The sequence below is a fragment of the Plantactinospora sp. B6F1 genome, assembly GCF_040120695.1.
Lineage (GTDB): Bacteria > Actinomycetota > Actinomycetes > Mycobacteriales > Micromonosporaceae > Plantactinospora.
Window position 1 is genome coordinate 259799 of sequence record NZ_JBEEAC010000001.1, and the last position, 18540, is coordinate 278338.

The 18540-nt window shown below is 74.4% G+C and carries 20 protein-coding genes; 5 read left to right on the top strand and 15 right to left on the bottom strand.

The window, feature by feature from the left end; genetic code table 11:
• Positions 1-48: 48 nt before the first annotated feature.
• Positions 49-642: a PadR family transcriptional regulator gene (locus ABNF97_RS00995; RefSeq protein ID WP_349337327.1), complete on the top strand. Its 594-nt coding sequence runs from the start codon at positions 49-51 to the stop codon at positions 640-642.
• Between the two features lie 54 nt (positions 643-696).
• Here ABNF97_RS00995 and ABNF97_RS01000 read toward each other — a convergent pair whose 3' ends face one another.
• From ABNF97_RS01000 to ABNF97_RS01010, 3 genes are read right to left on the bottom strand one after another with little or no spacing between them, the layout of a single operon-like run.
• Positions 697-969: a hypothetical protein gene (locus tag ABNF97_RS01000; protein ID WP_130462647.1), complete on the bottom strand. Its 273-nt coding sequence runs from the start codon at positions 967-969 to the stop codon at positions 697-699.
• 34 nt (positions 970-1003) lie between these two features.
• Positions 1004-1699, bottom strand: coding sequence for a hypothetical protein (locus ABNF97_RS01005; RefSeq protein WP_130462648.1), 696 nt, complete (start codon positions 1697-1699; stop codon positions 1004-1006).
• A 2-nt stretch (positions 1700-1701) separates the two neighbouring features.
• Positions 1702-2088, bottom strand: coding sequence for a PadR family transcriptional regulator (locus tag ABNF97_RS01010; protein ID WP_349337328.1), 387 nt, complete (start codon positions 2086-2088; stop codon positions 1702-1704).
• A 64-nt stretch (positions 2089-2152) separates the two neighbouring features.
• Between ABNF97_RS01010 and ABNF97_RS01015 the strand changes: the two genes are divergently transcribed.
• Complete coding sequence (locus ABNF97_RS01015; RefSeq protein WP_130462649.1) at positions 2153-2728, top strand: hypothetical protein; 576 nt, start codon at positions 2153-2155, stop codon at positions 2726-2728.
• A 131-nt stretch (positions 2729-2859) separates the two neighbouring features.
• Entirely contained in the window at positions 2860-3510 is a 651-nt protein-coding gene (locus tag ABNF97_RS01020) for an NAD(P)-binding domain-containing protein (protein ID WP_130462650.1), read from the top strand.
• A gap of 56 nt (positions 3511-3566) precedes the next feature.
• Here ABNF97_RS01020 and ABNF97_RS01025 read toward each other — a convergent pair whose 3' ends face one another.
• Positions 3567-4487 (bottom strand): sigma-70 family RNA polymerase sigma factor, encoded by a 921-nt coding sequence (locus ABNF97_RS01025; protein WP_130462651.1) that lies wholly within the window; start codon positions 4485-4487, stop codon positions 3567-3569.
• A 144-nt stretch (positions 4488-4631) separates the two neighbouring features.
• On the opposite strand from ABNF97_RS01025, the gene ABNF97_RS01030 reads away from it, so the two are divergent.
• Together ABNF97_RS01030 and ABNF97_RS01035 are read left to right on the top strand one after the other, a co-directional pair.
• Entirely contained in the window at positions 4632-4988 is a 357-nt protein-coding gene (locus ABNF97_RS01030; protein ID WP_130462652.1) for a DoxX family protein, read from the top strand.
• A gap of 171 nt (positions 4989-5159) precedes the next feature.
• Entirely contained in the window at positions 5160-7481 is a 2322-nt protein-coding gene (locus ABNF97_RS01035) for a rhamnogalacturonan lyase (RefSeq protein ID WP_349337329.1), read from the top strand.
• A gap of 94 nt (positions 7482-7575) precedes the next feature.
• On the opposite strand, the gene ABNF97_RS01040 is transcribed toward ABNF97_RS01035, so the two are convergent.
• The 11 genes from ABNF97_RS01040 to ABNF97_RS01090 form a co-directional block, all read right to left on the bottom strand.
• The gene (locus tag ABNF97_RS01040) at positions 7576-8586 is read right to left on the bottom strand and encodes a DUF5954 family protein (RefSeq protein WP_130462654.1); all 1011 of its coding nucleotides are present in this window, start codon (positions 8584-8586) and stop codon (positions 7576-7578) included.
• A 109-nt stretch (positions 8587-8695) separates the two neighbouring features.
• Positions 8696-10069: an MmgE/PrpD family protein gene (locus tag ABNF97_RS01045; RefSeq protein WP_165436707.1), complete on the bottom strand. Its 1374-nt coding sequence runs from the start codon at positions 10067-10069 to the stop codon at positions 8696-8698.
• Positions 10070-10071: 2 nt separating this feature from the next.
• Positions 10072-11211 (bottom strand): LLM class flavin-dependent oxidoreductase, encoded by a 1140-nt coding sequence (locus ABNF97_RS01050; RefSeq protein ID WP_349337330.1) that lies wholly within the window; start codon positions 11209-11211, stop codon positions 10072-10074.
• Positions 11208-12065 (bottom strand): hypothetical protein, encoded by an 858-nt coding sequence (locus ABNF97_RS01055; RefSeq protein ID WP_130462657.1) that lies wholly within the window; start codon positions 12063-12065, stop codon positions 11208-11210. Before ABNF97_RS01055 ends, ABNF97_RS01050 begins: the two co-directional genes overlap by 4 nt.
• Entirely contained in the window at positions 12062-12445 is a 384-nt protein-coding gene (locus ABNF97_RS01060; protein ID WP_130462658.1) for a hypothetical protein, read from the bottom strand. Before ABNF97_RS01060 ends, ABNF97_RS01055 begins: the two co-directional genes overlap by 4 nt.
• A gap of 13 nt (positions 12446-12458) precedes the next feature.
• Positions 12459-12995, bottom strand: a complete 537-nt coding sequence (locus ABNF97_RS01065; protein ID WP_349337331.1) for a hypothetical protein — start codon at positions 12993-12995, stop codon at positions 12459-12461.
• Positions 12995-14392, bottom strand: coding sequence for an MmgE/PrpD family protein (locus ABNF97_RS01070; RefSeq protein ID WP_349337332.1), 1398 nt, complete (start codon positions 14390-14392; stop codon positions 12995-12997). Before ABNF97_RS01070 ends, ABNF97_RS01065 begins: the two co-directional genes overlap by 1 nt.
• A 49-nt stretch (positions 14393-14441) precedes the next feature.
• Entirely contained in the window at positions 14442-15953 is a 1512-nt protein-coding gene (locus tag ABNF97_RS01075; RefSeq protein ID WP_130462661.1) for an MmgE/PrpD family protein, read from the bottom strand.
• Positions 15950-16804 (bottom strand): cyclase family protein, encoded by an 855-nt coding sequence (locus ABNF97_RS01080; protein WP_207230503.1) that lies wholly within the window; start codon positions 16802-16804, stop codon positions 15950-15952. Before ABNF97_RS01080 ends, ABNF97_RS01075 begins: the two co-directional genes overlap by 4 nt.
• Entirely contained in the window at positions 16801-17682 is an 882-nt protein-coding gene (locus tag ABNF97_RS01085) for an aldolase/citrate lyase family protein (protein WP_130462662.1), read from the bottom strand. Before ABNF97_RS01085 ends, ABNF97_RS01080 begins: the two co-directional genes overlap by 4 nt.
• Positions 17679-18473 carry an IclR family transcriptional regulator gene (locus tag ABNF97_RS01090; protein ID WP_349337333.1) on the bottom strand — a complete coding sequence of 265 codons (795 nt, stop codon included), beginning with the start codon at positions 18471-18473 and terminating at the stop codon, positions 17679-17681. The genes ABNF97_RS01085 and ABNF97_RS01090 overlap by 4 nt, the downstream gene beginning before the upstream one ends.
• Between the last annotated feature and the right edge of the window lie 67 nt (positions 18474-18540).

The following is an 18540-nucleotide window of genomic DNA, read 5'->3' on the forward strand; positions in this document are numbered from 1 at the left end:
GACTATACATTTTATGGCTAGGTGCGCGGTACCGGTTAGGCTCGGCAGGTGTCCGCACCGCGCCGTTCCGTACTCGCGCTGGCCGTGCTCTCGATGCTCACCGAGGAGCCGATGCACGCGTACCGGATGCAGCAGTTGATCAAGGAGCGGCGCAAGGACGACGTGGTCAACGTCAGCCAGCGCAACAGCGTCTACCAGACGACCCAGCGGCTGGCCCGGGACGGGCTGGTGGCCGTCGCCGCGACCGAACGCGCCGAGAACCGGCCGGAGCGCACGACGTACCGGATCACGGATGCCGGCCTGGCCACCCTGGCCGACTGGCTCCGCACGATGCTCGCCACCCCGGCGGCGGAGTATCCCGAGTTCCCGGCCGCGCTGTCGTTTCTACCGAACCTCTCGCCGACGGACGCGGTCGAGGCGCTGACGTTGCGGGTGACCCGGCTGGAGGAGCGGCTCGCCGCCCTGGACCGGGAGATCGCCGAGGTCGCCAGGTTCCTGCCCCGGCTCTTCGTGGTCGAGGCGGAGTACCAGCGCCAGGTCATCGACGCGGAACTGCGCTACGTGCGCGGTCTCGTGGCCGACCTGCGGGCGGAGCGGATCACCTGGCCGTTCGCCGACGGCGCACCCGGGCGCTTCGGCTGAGGCTGCGCGGGTGTACCGGCTGCGCGGGCGTACCGGCTCCGCGGGCGTACCGCTTCACGACTGCCGGCGACCCCACTGTCCATGGTGGATCACCTCGTCGCGGCTACGGCGGCGTCCGGCGATGCCAGGACTCTGCGGCGGCAGGTCGTCGGCCCGGTAGCCGACGCAGATGCCACCGATCGGCGAGTACTCGTCGGGGATGCCGAACTCGGCCTTGAACGCGGCCGTGTGCGCCGGGACGTCCACCACGGGGACGTCGGGACCGAGTGGTCGGTCGGCATAGTGGCGTACCATCCGGCGGCGGCGGATCACCTCGGCGAACTCCATGCCGTAGATCCTGCCACCGCCGCTGCCGGACCCGTCAGGCCGAGTTGACCTGCGTGGAGTGCGGAGACGGCGGGCCCGAGGTCTGCGGGCGCTCCCGAAGCGCCAGTCGGCGGGCCAGGATCGTGGCACCGGCGAGCGTCGCCAACACGATGGCGACCTCCACGAACAAGACCCCTGGCGCCGTGCTGTAGTCGGTCGACGAGGCGAACCCCATGGTGACCGGCGTGGCGACGATGCCGGCCACCGGGAGCAGCAGGGCCATCAGCCGGGCCGTCCTCCTGATCTCCGGCACATCGTGCAGCCAGAGCCGGACCGTGGTGACCGCACCCGCGACCACGACGGCGGCCGGCACGCCGTAGAAGACGGCGACGGCGAGCTGGACCGGTATCGTGATCGAGCGGGGGATGTCAAACGCGTGCACGAATACCGGGTACAGCCCGGCCAGCACGCCGTAGCCGAGCAGGCTGCCGAGCACCGCACCGATCAACGCGGTGCCGAGCAGCCGTCCGTAGTACCGGCGCACCCGGCGGACACCGGCCTCGTCGGCGAGCCGCCGGGCGAAACCGGTCACGTCGCCCCCGAGCAACTGCACCGGATCGCCGCCATCCGCGGCTGCGGCCTCCAGGTCGAGGCGCAGATCGCCGGCGAGTGTCGCCCGATCGGCCCGGACGACCCCGTGAGCCCGCCAGGCCCGCTCGGCCTCGGCCAGAACGCTGTTGATGGTGTTCACGGTCAACTCCTGCTGGGGTCGTGGTCGGGTGCGTCGAGGAGGGCGCCGACACTGTCGGCGAACTGGTTCCACTGCTTCTGCCAGGCATCCAGGTGCGCCCGGCCGAGGTCGGTCAGCGCGTAGACCTTCCGGGGCGGGCCGCTCGGGCTCGCCTGCTGCTCGTCGGCGACGAGGCCGAGGCGACGCATCCGGGTCAGCAGCGGATAGATGGTGCCGTAGCTGATCACGCCGAACTCGGCCGTCTCCATGCGGCGCACCAGCTCGTAGCCGTGGGCCGGTTGGCGGGCCAGGAGTGCCAGCAGGCACATGTCCAGCACGCCGCGCAGCAGTTGGGTGTGCCGGTCGTTTTCCTCGTTCGGCTGGTGCTCCGCCGCTATCATGCGGAACATAATAGCAAGCTATTTGGTCGACCGATATACCGAAGGCGAATTCGTCTTCCGCTACCGTCGGCGCGTGCCCGTTCCCCGTCTCGCCGCGCCCGCCCGGGGCGCCGTGCCCGCGCTTGCCGCACTCGCCGTCCTCGACGTCCTGTACGCGATCGTCGCCCTCGCCGCGTACGAGCGCCGGATCGGCGTGGTGACCCACGACGGGTCCGGCACGGTGGAGATGATCGACAGTTTGCTCGGGCTTGACGAACTCCGTACCGCAACGGCCTGGCTGGTGCTGCTCGCGCTCCTCGTCGCCGTCGCCACCACCGCCAACTGGGCGGTCCGGCTCCGGCGCGCCGGACTGCCCACGGCACCAACGGCACCGGTGACCGGGTGGTGGATCAGCACCGTGCTCGCCGTGCCCGCAAACATCGGCGCGGCGCTGTGGTACCGCTCCGCCACCGCACAGGGCGGCGAGTACATGCGCACCGTCGAGGCCACGAGCAACCTGCTGGTGGTTGCCGCCTGTGCGGCGGTCGTGACAGCCGCGGTCCTCGGGATCCGGGTCGTCCGACGTACCGAAGTGGATCGGCTGCTCACCGCCGCCGACGACGCGTTGACGGCCGGCGAGGCGCAGCCGCCGACCCGAGCTGGCAGCTGAGCTGCCGGTCGCGCCCCCGGGGCAACGTGGGCGGCGAGCCCGTGCCGGGAGTACCGCTCCGGCCGGCGGAGCTGCCGGCTATGCTGCACGCGTCAACGAGACGGGAGGACGGCTGTGAGAACCTCCCGATCATGACCGGATCGTTGCTGCCCCGGATCGCCGTGCTCGGCGCCGGACACGTCGGCCCGGTGATCGCCCGGGTCGCGCTCGCCGCCGGTTATCCGGTGAACATCGCCGCCTCCGGCGACCCGGAGGAGATCGCACTCATCACCCGGATCCTGGTGCCGGGCGCCGAACCACGCTGGGCCGCCGACGCCGTACGCGACGCCGACCTCGTGGTGCTGGCGATCCCGCTGCGCCGGTTTCCGGACTTCGACCCTGGACTGGTCGCCGGCAAGCTGGTCGTCGACCCGATGAACTACTGGCCGCCGACCGACGGCGTACAGGAGATGTTCGAGGACCCCCGGTACGGCAGCAGCGAGATCGTGGCCCGCCGGCTCGACCGGTCGACGGTGGTGAAGACCTTCAACCACGCCGGCTACCACCAGATCGAGGAGGAGCGCCGGCCGGTGGGCGACCCGGACCGGCGCGCGCTCGGCGTGGCCGGCGACGACAGGACCGCGACCGATCTGGTGGCCGAGCTCGTCGAGCGGATCGGCTACGACGCCGTACGGCTGGACAGCCTCCGCGCGGGGCGGCTGCTCGAACCCGGCGGACCCGTCTTCGGCGCATCGCTGCGCCGGGCCGAGTTCGAGCGGGCCGTCCGCGGCGTGCTGCGGTAGGCCGACCCGGGACGGCCCGGCTGTGATCCGGGACGGCCGCAGCGAAGCGCCGGAAACTATCCCACGTGTTTCCGCGACCACCCGGCGGTGGCGAACACCCCGATGGTCACCCTGTCGAGCCGGTCCCGGTCGCCGATCACCTCGATGGTGCGGATCCGGCCCGCCTCGACGCTGAGGCGAAGCACGACCATCAGCCGGCCGCGCGGAGCGATCACGATTCCCGGGCCACCGTCGACCCAGGCGGGGCCGCCCGTCCGGGCCCGGGCGGCGAAGTGCCGGGTCTCCTCAGCCACCGCTCGCGCCCCGCGCAGTTCGGTCGGCATTCCGGCGGGCAGCAGTACCGGATCGGCCCGGCGTACGACGTCGGGTGCCAGCAGTTCGAGCAGGGTTGCCAGGTCACCGCCCCGGGACGCGGCGAGGAACGCCGCGACGAGCGGGAGGTGCCGGGCGGCGAGCCGTTGCTCCCGGGGAGCCGGACCGTGCACCCGGTCCCGGGCCCGGCTCGCCAGCTTCTTCGCCGCCACCGGCGAGCGGTCCAGCACCCGGCCGACCTCCTCGAAGGGTACCGAGAAGAGGTCGTGCAACACGAAGGCGACCCGTTGCGCCGGTGAGAGCCGATCCAGCACCACCAGCAGCGCCAGCCCCACCGACTCGGCGAGCAGCACCTCCTCCTCGGCGGTCCGTGCCGGGGCGGGCACCGGGGCCGCGCCCGGTGCCGGGAACTCAGGGTCGGGGAGGGCGAGCTCGGCCCGGCGGCGTCGGGCCCGCAGCATGTCCAGGCACTCCCGGGCGGTGACGGTGGTCAGCCAGCCGGTCAGGTTCCGGACCTCAGCCAGGTCGGTCCGGCTGGCCTTCAGCCACGCCTGCTGTACGGCGTCCTCCGCGTCGGGCAGCGAGCCGAGCAGGCGGTACGCGACCGCCCCCAGGTGCTGCCGGTCGCGAGCGAACCGGTCGGCGAGGAATTCATCGGTGCTCACGGGTCACCTTCTCCAGGTGTCAGACGTCATGGGGGGTGACCTACCCGAGACGACCGTATCCGTCAGAGACGAGGAGACCGACGCTGTGAGAGTACCGATGGCGCCCCGCATCATCCGCCCGGGCCGGTCCGCCGGGGGCGTGGCATGCTGACCGCGTACGTCGTGGTGGCCGTCCTGACCATGGTGGCCTGCGCCTGGAGCGCCGCCGCCGACCTGGCCCGGGTCCAGTTCGTGCTCGCCAACTGCGCCGAGGTCGGTGTGCCGCAGTCCTGGCTGCCGCCGCTCGCCGCCCTCAAGGCCGCCGGAGTGGCCGGGCTGCTGCTCGGCCTGCTCGGGGTGCCGGTGGTCGGGCTCGCCGCCGCGACCGGCCTGGTGCTGTTCTTCGTCGGGGCGGTGACCGCGCACCTGCGGGCCCGGGTATTCCACAACATGGGCTACGCCGGCGGTTTCCTGGCCCTCACCATCGCCTGTCTGGTCCTGGATGTCGCCGTCGAGGGGTGACCAGGCCTGCCTCCGGGACCGGGTGCGAGCGGCGCGGCGCGGCCGACGAAGCTGGCCGGACAGCCTTGACAAGGCTGCGACGGATACATGATTCTCTGTGGATTGTATCGTTTCAGCCCGGTCGTAGTTCGTCCCACCCGGAGGATCGGGTCGTACCCACATTGGAGACCCATGACATTTCGAAGCAGGCGAGGCCGGCCGATCGCCGTACTGTCCCGGGCCCTCGTCGCGGGCCTCTCGGTGACCGCGTTGCTGGTCGGCGGTCCGACGGCCGTCTCCGCCCAGCCGGGCGGCGCCGGTAAGCACGGACCCCGCCTCGAACGTCTCGACCGCGGACTCGTCGCGGTCGCCACCCCCGACGGGGTGTTCCTCAGCTGGCGGCTGCTCGGCACCGAGGCGACCGGACGGAGCCGTACCGGCCTGACCGGAGCCGACTTCGCCGTCTACCGCAACGGGCGGCGGATCGCCACCGTCACCGACAGCACCAACTATCTCGACCGGGCCGGCAGCGCCACCGCCGCCTACCAGGTCGCGCCGGTGCTCCGGGGCCGGACCGGCGCCCGGGGCGCACCGGTGACGGCGTGGGCCGACGGCCATTACGACCTGCCGCTGCGCCGGCCGGCCGACGGGGTGACCCCGACCGGTGAGGCGTACACCTACTCGGCCTCCGACCTCAGCGTCGGCGACGTCGACGGCGACGGGCAGTACGAGTACGTCGTCAAGTGGGACCCGTCGAACTCCAAGGACGTCTCCCAGGTCGGCTACACCGGCGAGGTGTACCTCGACACCTACGAACTCGACGGCACCCTGCTGCACCGCGTCTCGCTCGGCGTCAACATCCGCGCCGGGGCACACTACACGCAGTTCCTGGTCTACGACTTCGACGGCGACAACCGCGCCGAGATGATGCTCAAGACCGCCCCCGGCACCAAGGTCACCCGGTACGACCGGCGCGGCCGGGTCGTCTCCGAGCGGTACGTCACGATGCCCCGCGAGGACGTCCGGGCCGGCTACGCGCACACCGACGACTACCGGCTGAGCCCGGAGGGATACCGGCAGAAGCTCGTCGACCTCTTCCTCGGCTGGCACCGGCACCCGGAGGTGCGGGCCGGACGCTGGCCGGCAACCCTGGAGCAGGCCTTCGGCATCGCCCCGGCGTACACGTACCCGCTGTCCAGGACCGACGCCGAGGCACTGGTCGACCACTTCGTCGACGTCTACGCCCCGGCCCGCAGCAGCCGCAACGCGCTGCGGGCGTTCCAGGGCTTCATCGTGGACGGGCCGGAGTACCTGACCGTCTTCGACGGGGCGACCGGCCGCGAGTTGCAGACCATCCGGTACAAGCCCGGCCGGCACGACGACGGGCTGATGTGGGGCGACTACGCGATGAGCCGGATCGAGCCGGGCAACCGGGTGGACCGGTTCCTCGCCGGAGTGGCCTACCTGGACGGCCGGCACCCGTCGGCGATCTTCGCCCGGGGCTACTACACCCGCGCCACCCTGGTCGCCTACCGCTGGGACGGCCGGCGGCTGCGCGAGAACTGGTACGTCGACAGTGGCTGGGTGCCGATGACCAACCCGTTCAACGACAGCCCGCACGGCCGGGAGGGCACCGACCCGGAGTACGGCACCCTGACCACCCAGGGCGCGCACTCGCTCAGCGTCGCCGACGTGGACGCCGACGGGAAGCAGGAGATCGTCTACGGTGGCGCCACCATCGACCACGACGGCAGCCTGCTGTACAGCTCGTACGGCATCCTGCCGCCCGGCAGCGCCGACCCGGGCGCCCGGGCGAAGGTCGGGCACGGCGACGCGATGCACGTCACCGACATCGACCCGAACCGTCCGGGGCTGGAGATCTTCATGGTGCACGAGGGTGCGACCGGGGCGCCATACGGCTACGCGCTGCGGGACGCCGCGACCGGTGAGGTGATCTACGGCGGTTACACCGGTCGGGACACCGGCCGGGGCATGGTCGGCGACGTCGTGCCGGCCGAGCCGGGGTTGGAGACCTGGGCGACGGTGGTCGGCGGCCAGCCGGACGGGCCCGGCCTGCGTACCGCCGACGGCGACCTGCTCGGCACCGTGATCCCGGGCACCAACCAGAGCATCCGGTGGGCGGCCGACATGACCACCCAGATCGTCGACGGCGCCGGGGAGGTGACACCGACCATCGAGGACTGGCAACGCGGCCGGCTGCTCACCGCCGACGGCACCCGGACCAACAACGGCACCAAGGGCAACCCGGGCCTGGTCGCGGACGTCCTCGGCGACTGGCGGGAGGAGATGCTGGTCCGCACGGTGGACAGCTCCGCGATCCGGATCTACCTGAGCACCGAGCTGACCGACCGCAAGCTCTACACCCTGATGCACGATCCGCAGTACCGGGTCGAGGTGGCCCGGCAACAGACGACCTACAACCAACCGTCGTACCCGAGCTTCTATCTCGGCTCGGACATCGACTGGTCCCGGGTGCCGCTACCGGGCCGCTGACCGTCGCCGACGGCCCGGCGCCGCATCCCGGCGCCGGGCCCGTCGCGGCCGGCGGTGCCACCTCGGCCGACCCCACCGGGGAGCCGAGCGCGGCTCAGTCCGGCTCCGGCAGCAGCCCCTGCGCACGCAGTTGCTGGCAGTGCAGCTCCGGCGGCGGCTCCGGATCCCAGTCCGAGGGCCGGGGACCCTCCGGGCCGTCCGGGCCGACCCGGACGAACCGCTCTACCCGGGTCACCCGGCAGCGGACTCCCCGGATCTCGAACTCGTCCGTGCGGGGCGCCTCGAACTCCGACAGCGCCCGGCTGTAGGCGGCCCTGATCTCCTCCAACGAGGCGTCCTCGCCCGGAATGATGTCGCTGAATCGGAAGGCGGCCGAGTCGCGGGCGGCCTGCGGCGTCGGGTACGTGTCGCACGTTCGCGGCCGCCAGGCCCGGTCGACGTACTCACCGATGGTGAAGCCGACCGGCAACAGCACCACGTTCGGGTGGCTGGCCAGTGCCCGGCGGGAGTCGGCCCGTACCTCGTCGGGGACGATCCCGGCCCGGTAGAACGCGGGGACCATCTCGATCCGCAGCAGGCCGTCGGCGAGGCCGGTGGTCGCGGCCGGGTCGATCACGAAGCCCTCCTCCGCGGGTCGGGTATCCCGGGTCCCGCCCGGCGGGTGCGGATCGGGGTCCGTCGGCCGGGGCGGTTCGGGCCCGTCCGGCCCCATCCGGATGAAGGGCTGGGCGCGGATGATCCGGTAGCGGCGGCCATGCACGGTGAGGTCGTCGACCACCTCCCAGTCGAGCAGCCGGATCGCCGCCCGGTACTCCCGCCGCTCGGCCGCGTGCGCGGCGGTGTCCGGGGCCGCGCCGAGCAACCGGCGGAAGTGCGAGCCGAGACCGTCCCGGGCTCCCTGCGGCTGGTCAGCGCCGAGGTTGTGCAGGCACCACCGGCCGGCCACCTCCTCGACGTAACCGAAGACCGGCGCCCCCCACATCAGCTTCGGATAGGCGTGCGACCGGCGTCGGGCGTCGTCCTCGGCGACCGCCGACACCGGATCGTCCCGCCGCGCGATCCGGATCAGCAGATGGTCGGGCACCTGCCTACCGTGATGACTCATGCGCGCAGTGTGCCCCAGGCCTCGGGTGACGCGCAGTACTCCACGCTCGTACAGTTGGGCCGACCTGGGTACAGATTGCCAACCGTGCGGGCCGGTCAGCCCTGCGGCGTCAGGCCCCCAGGATCTCCACCGCCGCCCGCCGCAGCGAGTCGCCCCGGCCGCCGTCCGCGGTGAGCAGGCTGGCGACGACGGCCTCGGCGGTGCCGTCCGCGAGCACCCCTTCGACGTTGCGGTGGAACTTCTCCGCCACCTCCCGGTCGGTCAGCGGATCGTCCGGATTTCCCCGGGCGTTGCGGACCCGGGCCGTACTCGACGACCCGTCCCGCCAGCGCACCGTGACGGCGGTCGGCCGTTGCAGGGGCAGGGCCGCGGTGAACGCCGGATCCTCCCGAACCCGGACGAGCCCCGCCAGGGTCCGGACCTGCGCCCGACCGAGCCGCTCCGGCAGGAACGAGCCGGCGACCAGCTCACCGTCCAGGGCGAGCGTGCCCAGGCTGACCGGCAGCGAGAACCTCGCGTGCAGGTCCGAGCGGACCTCGGTGCCGGCCAGCGACGCCGCGAACGCGAACGTGTCGACCTCGATCGCGGCCAGCCCGCCCCGGCCGGAGACCGGATCGGGCACCCCGGCCACCGCCGACCGCCAGGCGTCGAGCGCGGGATGGATCCACCGCGCGCAGGCGTACGGCTTGAGATAGCTGTCGACGAGCCGCCACCTGGTGCCGAGTTCGCCGGTCAGCTCGGCGGGGGAGAGGTCGGTGCAGACCGCCGCGTCCAGCAGGGCGGTGACCAGCGCGGCGCTGGCGGCCGCGCCGTCCGCGGCCCGGCCGGCCGCGGCCGCACCGTGATAGGCACCGAGCCCGGTCCACAGGTTGCGGACCGTCCCGCCCCGCATCGGCACGGCCAGGGTCGCGGCCAGCGGCACGGACGCGGCGAGCCGGATCGCCGCCGAGGTCGCGTCCGGATCCAGCCCGCGCAGCAGCGCGGCGGCCAGCGCGGCGGCCACCGGACCGTGGATACCGTGCGGGTGCAGCCCGGGGCGCAGGGTGGTAGCCACCCCGAACCGCATCCCGACCTCGTTGGCCAGCAGGAACACCTCCAGCAGCCGGCGGTCGGGCAGGTCTCCGGTCGCGGCGGCGTGCAGCAGGATCGGCAGCGAGTGCGGCGCCGGATGGGCGGTCGGCACCGGCGGCAGTCGATGGCCCTGCGGGTGGAACGAGCCGCCCGAGTCGGCGTCGAGCCAGGTGGCCGCCGTACCGAGGGTCACCAGGCGGGCGTACGGCAGGTCGTCCGGGCCGGTCGGTTCGGCGGCCCGCAGCGCCCGCCCGAGCGCCCGTACCGGTGGATACCGCAGGCCGCCGGCCAGCGCACCCACGGTGTCCAGCAGCAGGCGGCGGGCCGTACGGACCACCTCCGGCGGGGCGTCACCGATCCGGGTGCCATGCACGAACTCACTGATCCGGTCCGTGTCGACGGAATCGTCCACGGTCACTCCTCCGATTCCGCGGAGAGGTTGCGGCCGCGCCGATCCGGGCGATGCCGGACCGCTGGCCCGGCGGCGGGGTCGGCGGCCGGTCCCGTCCGGACGGCGGGGTCGATGGCCAGTCCCGCCCGGACGGCGGTGGCCAGCTTGTTGAGCCGCTCGACGACGCCGGTCAGGGCGCCGGCCAGTACGACGCCGTCGACCCCGAGCCCGCGCACGGCGGCGAGCTGGCCGGCGATCCGCCGCTCGTCGCCGGTGAGCAGGAACCGGTCCCGCACCAACCGCTCCGTCTCGGGGCTGCGTCCGGCACCGCCCCGGGCCGCCGGGGTGCCGTGCCGGCGGTAGTCGTGCGCGGCGGCCACCGCCTCGACCCGCGGAAGCAGCTCGGCCGGCAGGTCGTACCAGTCGGGGGCACGGACCAGCCGTGACGCGCAGGAGCCGAGCACCGGTCGGCCGGCCGCGTCCGCCTCGGCGGCGGTCCGGGTGAGTACCGCGCGCAGGAACACCCAGATCTCGGCCTCCGGGCGCTCGGCCCGGACCAGCCGGACCGCCTTGCCGAGAACCGCAGGGTCGGCGCCGACGTCGACCAGGACACCACCGAGCCGCGCCGCGGTGGCCCGGATCGTCCGGGGCCCGGAGGCCGCGCCCAGCAACCGCAGTTCCGGGGCGCGGTCGTCGAGCAGCTCCCGCAACCGGTCGAGGGATTCCCGGTGGGTGCGCAGCGAGGGCACGGCCAGCCCCTCGTTCCGGACCGAGCTCTCGCCCCGGCCGACCACGGCCAGCAGCCGGCCCGGATGGTGCGCGGCGAGCGTGCCGAGCGCACCGGCCACGGTGGCCGGATGACGCAGGCCGAGGCTGAGCACGCAGGGTCCGGCCAGCCGTGCCCCGGTGTTGGCGAGGATCCGGCCGGTCTCCAGCAGGCAGTCCGGGAACAACCGTGGGCTGTCGGCCAGGGTCACCCCGTCGAGCCCGGCCCCGAGCGCCGCGCCGGCCAGGTCGAGCGGGTCCGCCTCACCCCAGGGACGGGCGAGGTTGAGCACGACCTGCGGGGCCGGCCCGGCGGCTCCGAGGTGGCCCTCGGGCCGTCCGCCCGTTGCCGCGGTGGTCGCCGGTTCCGGAACGCCGTGACCGAGGTCCGCCGTCATCCGAGTGCCTCCGTCAGGGTCCGCACCGGCACCTCGGCCGGGGCGCGGCCGAGCAGGGCCCGGATCCGCGCCTCGACCGGGGTGCGGCCGGCCGACACCCCGGCCGGCGTATCGACCGGGACGGCCGGGGCGTGGGCCGGTGCCCGTGGCGCAGCCGGCGCCGGCGGGATACCCGCACCCGTCACCAGGGCCAGGGTGTCGGCGAGAGCGCCGTCGTAGCCGCGCAGCCCGGCGTTCCAGGCGGCGACGGCGAGCCAGCCGGCGGCGAGGGCGTGCCCGGCCCACGCGCCGGTGACGGCGGCGGTCCCGGTGCCGGCGGTCGGTGGGGTGAGCATCATCAGACCACCGGAGATGTCGAGCACCTCCGGCAGGTCGTCCCGGGGCACCCCGGCGAGCAGACCGGCGCAGGCGGCGGCCGCCACGGCGTCGGTGGTCGGTCGGGCCACCGGGGCGGCGGGCAGCCACCGGTCGAGCGCGTCCGCGACGGCGGTCCCCGCCCGGACGGCCCGGACCAGCGCCGCCGCGTCCCGGCCCCGGTCGGAGCCGGCGACGAGTCCGACCAGGGTCAGCGCGGCCTCCCGCCCCACCAGCATTCGTCGGCACCGGTCCCCGTTCCAGAGCAGCCCCGGGTGGGCACCGGCCCGCACCCCGGCGCCGAGCAGCGGCAGGTCGCCACCGGGTACCGCGATCCGGGCGGCCCAGCCGGCGAGGTCGCCCTCCGGCCGGCGGCCCGCGGCGTCGGCGAGCCGACCGAGGGCGTCGCGTACCGGATCCCAGCCATCCGCCGCCGGCTCGTCGTAGGCGGCGAGGGCGACCTCGGCGAGCCGGTCGGCCCGTGTGCCGGGCGGCGTCACGGCCGGCCCTGGCCGGCCGCGGCCAGGCTCTCCCGGGTCACCTCCGTGCTCTCGGTCACCAGGTAGAACTTGAACGCCGTCCGGCCCGCCGGCCCGCGCTCGACCGGGATCGGATGCTCCTCGAACCAGCGCAGGTACCGCTGGTACGCCTCCTCGTCGGCGAAGTGCATCTCGGCGATCCGGTAGAAGGTGTAGCCGACCGGTACGTCGGCGGCGCCGCCGGAGGTCTGCTGGACCGGCCGCAGCACCCGGTTGAAGACGATCCGGTCCAGGTGCGGGTTTGCCAGCAGGTCGGGCGCGTGCACCTCGAAGAGCCAGCGTTCGTACTCCTCGGGGCTCACCCCGTCCTCGATCTCGTACCCGAGAATGGTCTTGATCATCAGCCTTCACTCCCTACCGATCGACCGTCCAGGTGAACGACTGCGCGCCCACGCCGAAGCCCTCCAACCGGATCCGGACCGGATGGATGACGACCCCGGCCAGCTCCTCGACCGCCTCGGCGTCGGTGCGCTGCGGCGCCCGGGTGTGGCCGCGCCCGCGCTGCCGGTCCAGTTCGCGCCGGTAGCGGTCGACCGTCCACTCCGGAGGCATGAACTCCGCGCTGCCCCGCACCGAGACCAGCCGGGGCGGCAGCAGGCCGAGGTCGAAGACGTGCGGTCGCTCGTTTGTCGCGCCCGGCGCGGCGGCCCCGACCCAGCTCACCAGCGTGTGCGGGTTCCGGCGCCACTGGCCCAGCCTGCGGTGGCCGCGTCGCTGTACCAGGCTGACCGACCAGTCGTCGCCGAGGAACGCGGTCATCGTCCGGGTCACCGGGAAGCCCTGCCGGTCGATCGTGGTCACCTGGGCGAACCCGGCCTCGTCGCGTACGAAGTCCAGGGCCGCCCGCCGGACCCGGTCGGGTACGCCGTCGCCACCGGTTCCGGGCCGCATCACCGGCTCCCGCCCGACGCCTCGGCGGCCCGGCGGAACCGGAACCCCAGCTCCCCGGCCGTCCCGCCGGTGGCCAGCGCGTCGACCGCGCCGAGCAGCGCGTCGGCCCGCCCCGGAAACCGGTGTGCCAGCAGCCGCCGGGCCTTGCCCCGCAGCTCGGCGCGGCTGAACCCGCGGTCGGCGTCCCCGCGCGGCCGGTCCGCCCGGCCGAGCAGTTCCGTCCCGTCGGTCAGCAGCACCCGGACCCGGGCCGGCCGCCCGGCGGGATAGCCCTGGTCCAGCTCCGGGTCGTGCACCACCCGGACCCGCGCCGCCAGCTCGGTCACGGCGGCGGAGCGTACCGTCCCGGTGGTCATCGTGGTTTCGTCGAGCCTCCCGGTGACCAGGGCGACGGCGACCGAGGTCGGTACGCTGAACCGGGCCGCGAGGTCGTGCGCGGCGACCTGGTCGAAGGCCGCCGCGGCGGCGAAGACCCGCACCTGCACCTCGCGGATGTCGGCGGCCCGCACCCGGCCACCACCCGGCCGGCCGGTCCGCAGGATGTCCGCCACCGCGTCGTTGACGCCATGCAGGTGTGCGCAGCTCGGGTGGGCCTTGAGATAGCCGTCCAGCACCTCGTGCCGGCGCCAGCCGGGTTCCCGGCCCCCGGTCCCGTCGGCCAGGGGGTCGCGCTGCCAGTCACGGGCGGCCACCGCCGCCAGGTGCCGGTCCAGCGCACCCGGCTCCGGCTCCAGCCCGGCGACCGCGGCACCACCCAGGCTCGCCCCGAGCTGGATCGAGGCGCCGAGGAAGCCGTGCCCGCCGGTACGGCCGGCGAAGATGGTCGCGGCGTCGCCGAGCAGTACCGCCGAGGCGGCGAGTTCGATCGCCCGACGGGCTGCGGCCGGGTCGCCGGGGGCCAGCAGCCGGGCCACCGCCGCCGCGACACCGACCTGCCCCCAGGTGCCGATGTCGTGTACGCCGTCCGGCGTGCCGCCCATCGCCCGGCCCACCCGGACCCCGACCTCGTAGCCGGCCAGTACCGCCGAGAGCAGTTCGGTGCCGGCGCGGTCGCGCTCCTCGGCGAGGGCCAGCGCCGCCGGCACGACGTGCGAGGCCGGATGGCCCCGGGCCGGCCGGTGACCGTCCTGCAACTGGTCCGCCGCCACGGCGCAGCCGTTGAGGAACTGGGCGCTCGCGGCCGGCCAGCCGCGCGCCGTGCCGACCACCGTCGCCAACCCCTGCGGCGTGCTGCCGGCCAGGCCGTCGACAAGTGACCGGAGTTCGGTCCGTCCGCTGCCCAGCGCGGCGACGGCGAGGGTGTCGGCGACCAGGTCGAGCACCCGGTCGCGCACCCGGGGCGGTGCGGCCGACCAGTCCGTGGTCGCGGCGGCCCGGGCGAGTGCCTCGACGGTCACGGCCGCCCCACCCGGACGTCGTGCCGGCCCCGGGCCGAGCCGGCCCCGGTCATCCCCGGACCCGATCCAGCAACGTGCCGACCTCGGGCGCCGAACCGAGGTCGAGTACCGCCTCGGCGATGGCGTCGACGGCCGCCCCGTCGAGCACCCGGTCGGCGTTGAACCGGAACTTGGCGGCGAGTTCCGCCGAGCGCAGCGGGTTGCCGGGACCGCCCCGGTTGGCGTCGACCCGCACCTCGTGCCGGGTCCCGTCCCGCATCCGTACCCGCAGTACCGCCGGGAACTGCCGGGGGAAGATCTCGTCGCACCGCTCGTCGGGCACGCAGCGTACCCGGGCGGCCAGCGCGAGGCGACGCGCGTCTGCCGCGGCGGCGTCGGTGAAGTCCTCGTGCCCGAGGCCGAGCCCGCCGCCGCCGAGCAGCGCCGCCGCCACCGTGTACGGGCCACTGAACGCCGCGTGGTAGCCGGACTGCGGCCGGGCCTTCTCCTCCGGCGGCTCGGCGATCGTCCGGAGCACCGGCGTCGGCACCCCCAACTCGATCTCGTCGATCTGGTCGGGATCGACACCCCGGGCCCGCAGTTCGCGTGCCGCGTCGATGCCGGCGTGGGTGAAGTGGTTGCAGGGGTACGGCTTGAAGAAGATGCCAGGCAGCTCCCAGTGCTCGCCGAGCCGGTCGACGACCGCGTCGATGTCGGCGCGTTCGCCGCAGAAGGCGGGCAGGAAACCGAACCGCCCCTCGATCACGGTCGGCGGGCCGGTGAGTCCGTGCCGGGCGAGGTCGGCCGCGACCACCCCGGCGTGCGCGGCCCAGCCACAGTGCACCCGCTTCACGGTGCCGCCGGTGCGGTTCGCCTCAAGCAGGCCGGAGCCCATGCTGGCGGCGATCCCGGCGGCGTGCGCGATCCCGGCCGCGTCGAGGCCGCCGACCATCGCGGCGGCCACCGCGGCCCCGACGGCACCGCAGATGGAGGTGGCGTGCTGGCCCCGCTCGAAGAACTCCGAGTTGCCGAGTTCGCGGTCGTAGCCGCCCATGCCGAGCCGGACGGCGACCTCGATGCCGACCCCGGCCGCGTCCAGCAGTGCGGCGCCGTTCGCCCCGCGCGCCTCGGCCACGGCGAGCGCGGCCGGGATGACCGGGGCCGACGGGTGCAGCACCGACGGCAGGTGGGTGTCGTCGAAGTCGAGCGAGTGCGCGAGGGTGCCGTTGACCAGGGCGGCGGAGGCCGCCGGCACCCGCAGTCCGGTGCCGATCGCGACCGCTTCCCCGGTGCCGCCCCAGCCGCGTACCACGGCGGTGACCGCCCGGGCCGGGGGTTCCGCGGTGGCGGCGAGGCTGTTGCCGATCAGGTCGAGCACCCGGCGGGCGACGTCCTGCCGCAGCGGCGCCGGCAGCCCGTCCCGGGCGACGTCGGCGGCGAGCCCGGCAAGGGCCTGCACGACGGTGCGTCCACCCGGGACGGTGCCGCTGTGCTTGTTGGGCGCGCTGTGCTTGTTGGGCGCGCTGTGCTTGTTGGGCGCGCTGTGCTCGCTGGGCGCGCTTCGCGCGTGGCGCTCGGTCATGCCGACACCGCCGCGAACGGGCGGACGGGCGAGCCGGTGCCGCCGACGATCCGCAGTGGAGCCATCACGAAGACGAAATCGCGCAGTCCGTCCGCCGAGGCCGCCTCAAGGTTGAGGTGCTCGATGATGTGGATGCCGGCCTCGACCAGCAGTATCCGGTGCGCGGGCAGCAGGCTGTGCCCGAGTCCCGGCCGGATCTGCTCGTAGGCGGTGGTGTCCGCGCCGGTCGCCGCGACGCCGAGCCCGGCCAGCCACTCCGCGGCCTCCGGGGTCGCACCGGGGACCCCGTCCTGCTGGCCCAGGTAGGTCGGCGCGTCGTCGAAGTGCCGGGCCCAGCCGGTGCGGATCAGCACCACGTCGCCCCGTCCCACCTGGACGTTCGCCCGGTCGGCGGCGGCACGCAGGTCGGCGGGGGTGACCCCGTAACCGGCCGGCAGGTGCGGTACGCCGTGCGTGGCCGCGACGTCCAGCAGGACGCCACGGGTCAGCAGCGCCGGGATGTGCTCCGCGCCGAGCGCCGAGAACCGGCCGCCGGTCTGCGCCGCCGCCGCGTCGACTCCGCCGTACAGCAGGCCGTCGTGGCTGACGTGCGACAGGGCGTCCACGTGGGTACCGACGTGGCCGCCGGTGACGATGATCTCGTTGGACGCGGAGCCGCCGTCGGGGCGTACCAGGTCGCCGTGCCGGCGGATCAGGCTCATCCGGAAGCCGGGGTGGTTGGGTGAGCACGGCATGCCCGTGAAGTGGGGGTGGCCGAGTTCGACGAGGCGTACCCCCGCGGTCACTGCCGCGAGCAGCCCGTCGCCGCTCGTCCCGCCCGACGTCCGGACCTGCTGCTGCTCGGTGGTCAACGCGTTCCTCCTGCTGGTTGTTCGGGTGGTGCGGGCAGTGCGGGGCCGGGTTCCCGGGCCAGGTCGAGGACGACGCGGGCGCGCGCGACGACCGCCGGGTCGACGAAGCGGCCGGCGGCGTCCAGCACCGCCACCTCGCCCCGGGTCCGGGCCTGCGCCGCGGCGCGCAGCACCGCCTGCGCCGCTTCGACCTGCTCGGCGGTCGGGGTGTAGACCTCGTGCACTGCCGGGATCTGCCGGGGGTGCAGCACGGACCGCCCCACGAAGCCGGCGTCCCGGCCCTGCTCGCTGCTGGCCCGCAACCCGGCCAGGTCGGCCACGTCGGTGAAGACACTCTGCACCGGTGACGGCAGGCCGGCCGAGCGCGCGGCCACCACGACCCAGCCCCGGGCCCAGGCGAGTCCGGCGGCCGACGGCACGCGCAGGTCCGCGGCGAGGTCCGCCTCGCCGAGGCCCAACCCGGCCACCCCGGGGTGCGCGGCGGCGAGGTCGACGGCCCGGGCAAGTCCGGTGGCGGTCTCCAGCAGTAGTTGCAGCGGCAGGCCGGTCCGGTCGGCGACCTCGCGGACGAGTTGCGGGTCCTCGCTACGGGGCAGCCGGAGTCCGTGCAGCGCGGTCCCGCTGACCGCGTCGAGGTCGGCCTCGCCCCAGGGGCCGGCGGGGTCGTTGACCCGTACCCAGAGCTGTGGGCCGGCCGGGTCCGCCGGGCGGTCCGCCGCGACCCGGACCGCGTTGTCGCGGGCCGCCGCCTTCTGCTCCGGCGGTACGGCGTCCTCGAGGTCGATCACCACCGCGTCGGCTCCGGCGGCCAGGGCCTTGGCCACCCGGTCGGCGCGGTGCCCGGGCACGTAGAGCCAGGACCGGAGTACGCCGGTCACGGCCGTACCCCCGGCTCGGGCGGCAGCCCGCCGGACCAGCCGAGGGCCCGCGAGATCGCGTCCGCGGCCTTGATCAGCAGGGGTACGAAACGCTCCCGTGCCGCCGCGTCGACCCGGGCGGCCGGGCCGCAGACCGAGATCGCGCCCAGCACGGTGCCGTCGATGTCGAACACCGGCGCGGCCACCGAACCGGCGCCCTCCTGTCGTTCGCCGTCCGAACCGGCGAAGCCGAGCCGCCGGATCTCGGCCAGTCGCTGCCGGAGCACCTCGGTGTCGGTCACCGTGCGGTCGGTCAGCGACGGCAGGCCGGCGGCCAGTATCTCGTCCCGTTCCGCCGGTGGCAGGAACGCCAGGATGCAGGTGCTGGAGCTGCCGGCGTGCAGTGGGAACCGCCGTCCCACCTCGACGGTCATCTTGATCTCCCGGGTGCACTCGACCTGGTCGAGGTAGACCCGACCACTGTGGACCCGCGCCGAGACGGTGGTGGTCTCCCCGGTCGCGAGCTGCAGCTCGCGCAGGTACGGCATGGCGACGGTGCGCAGCGGCGACTCGCGCAGCGCCCGCGCGCCGAGCGCGGCGGCGGCCGGACCGAGCTGGTAGCCCCGGCTGGCCGGATCGCTGACCAGCAGGCGCCGGTCCACCAGCGTCTGCAGGATCCGGTGCACCACGGCCTTGGACAGGTCGAGGCTGCGGGCGATGGCGCTGACACCCAGCGAGTCGGGCCCGTCGGTGAACAGCAGTAGGACGTCGGCCACCCGGGTGGCCGTCTCCGTGCCCTGGCTCTCCGCCACGTCCATTCCCTTCTGCGGGCGGGTCGCCGTAGGTCGTGAACCTCGCCCATCACCGCGTTCCCGTAAG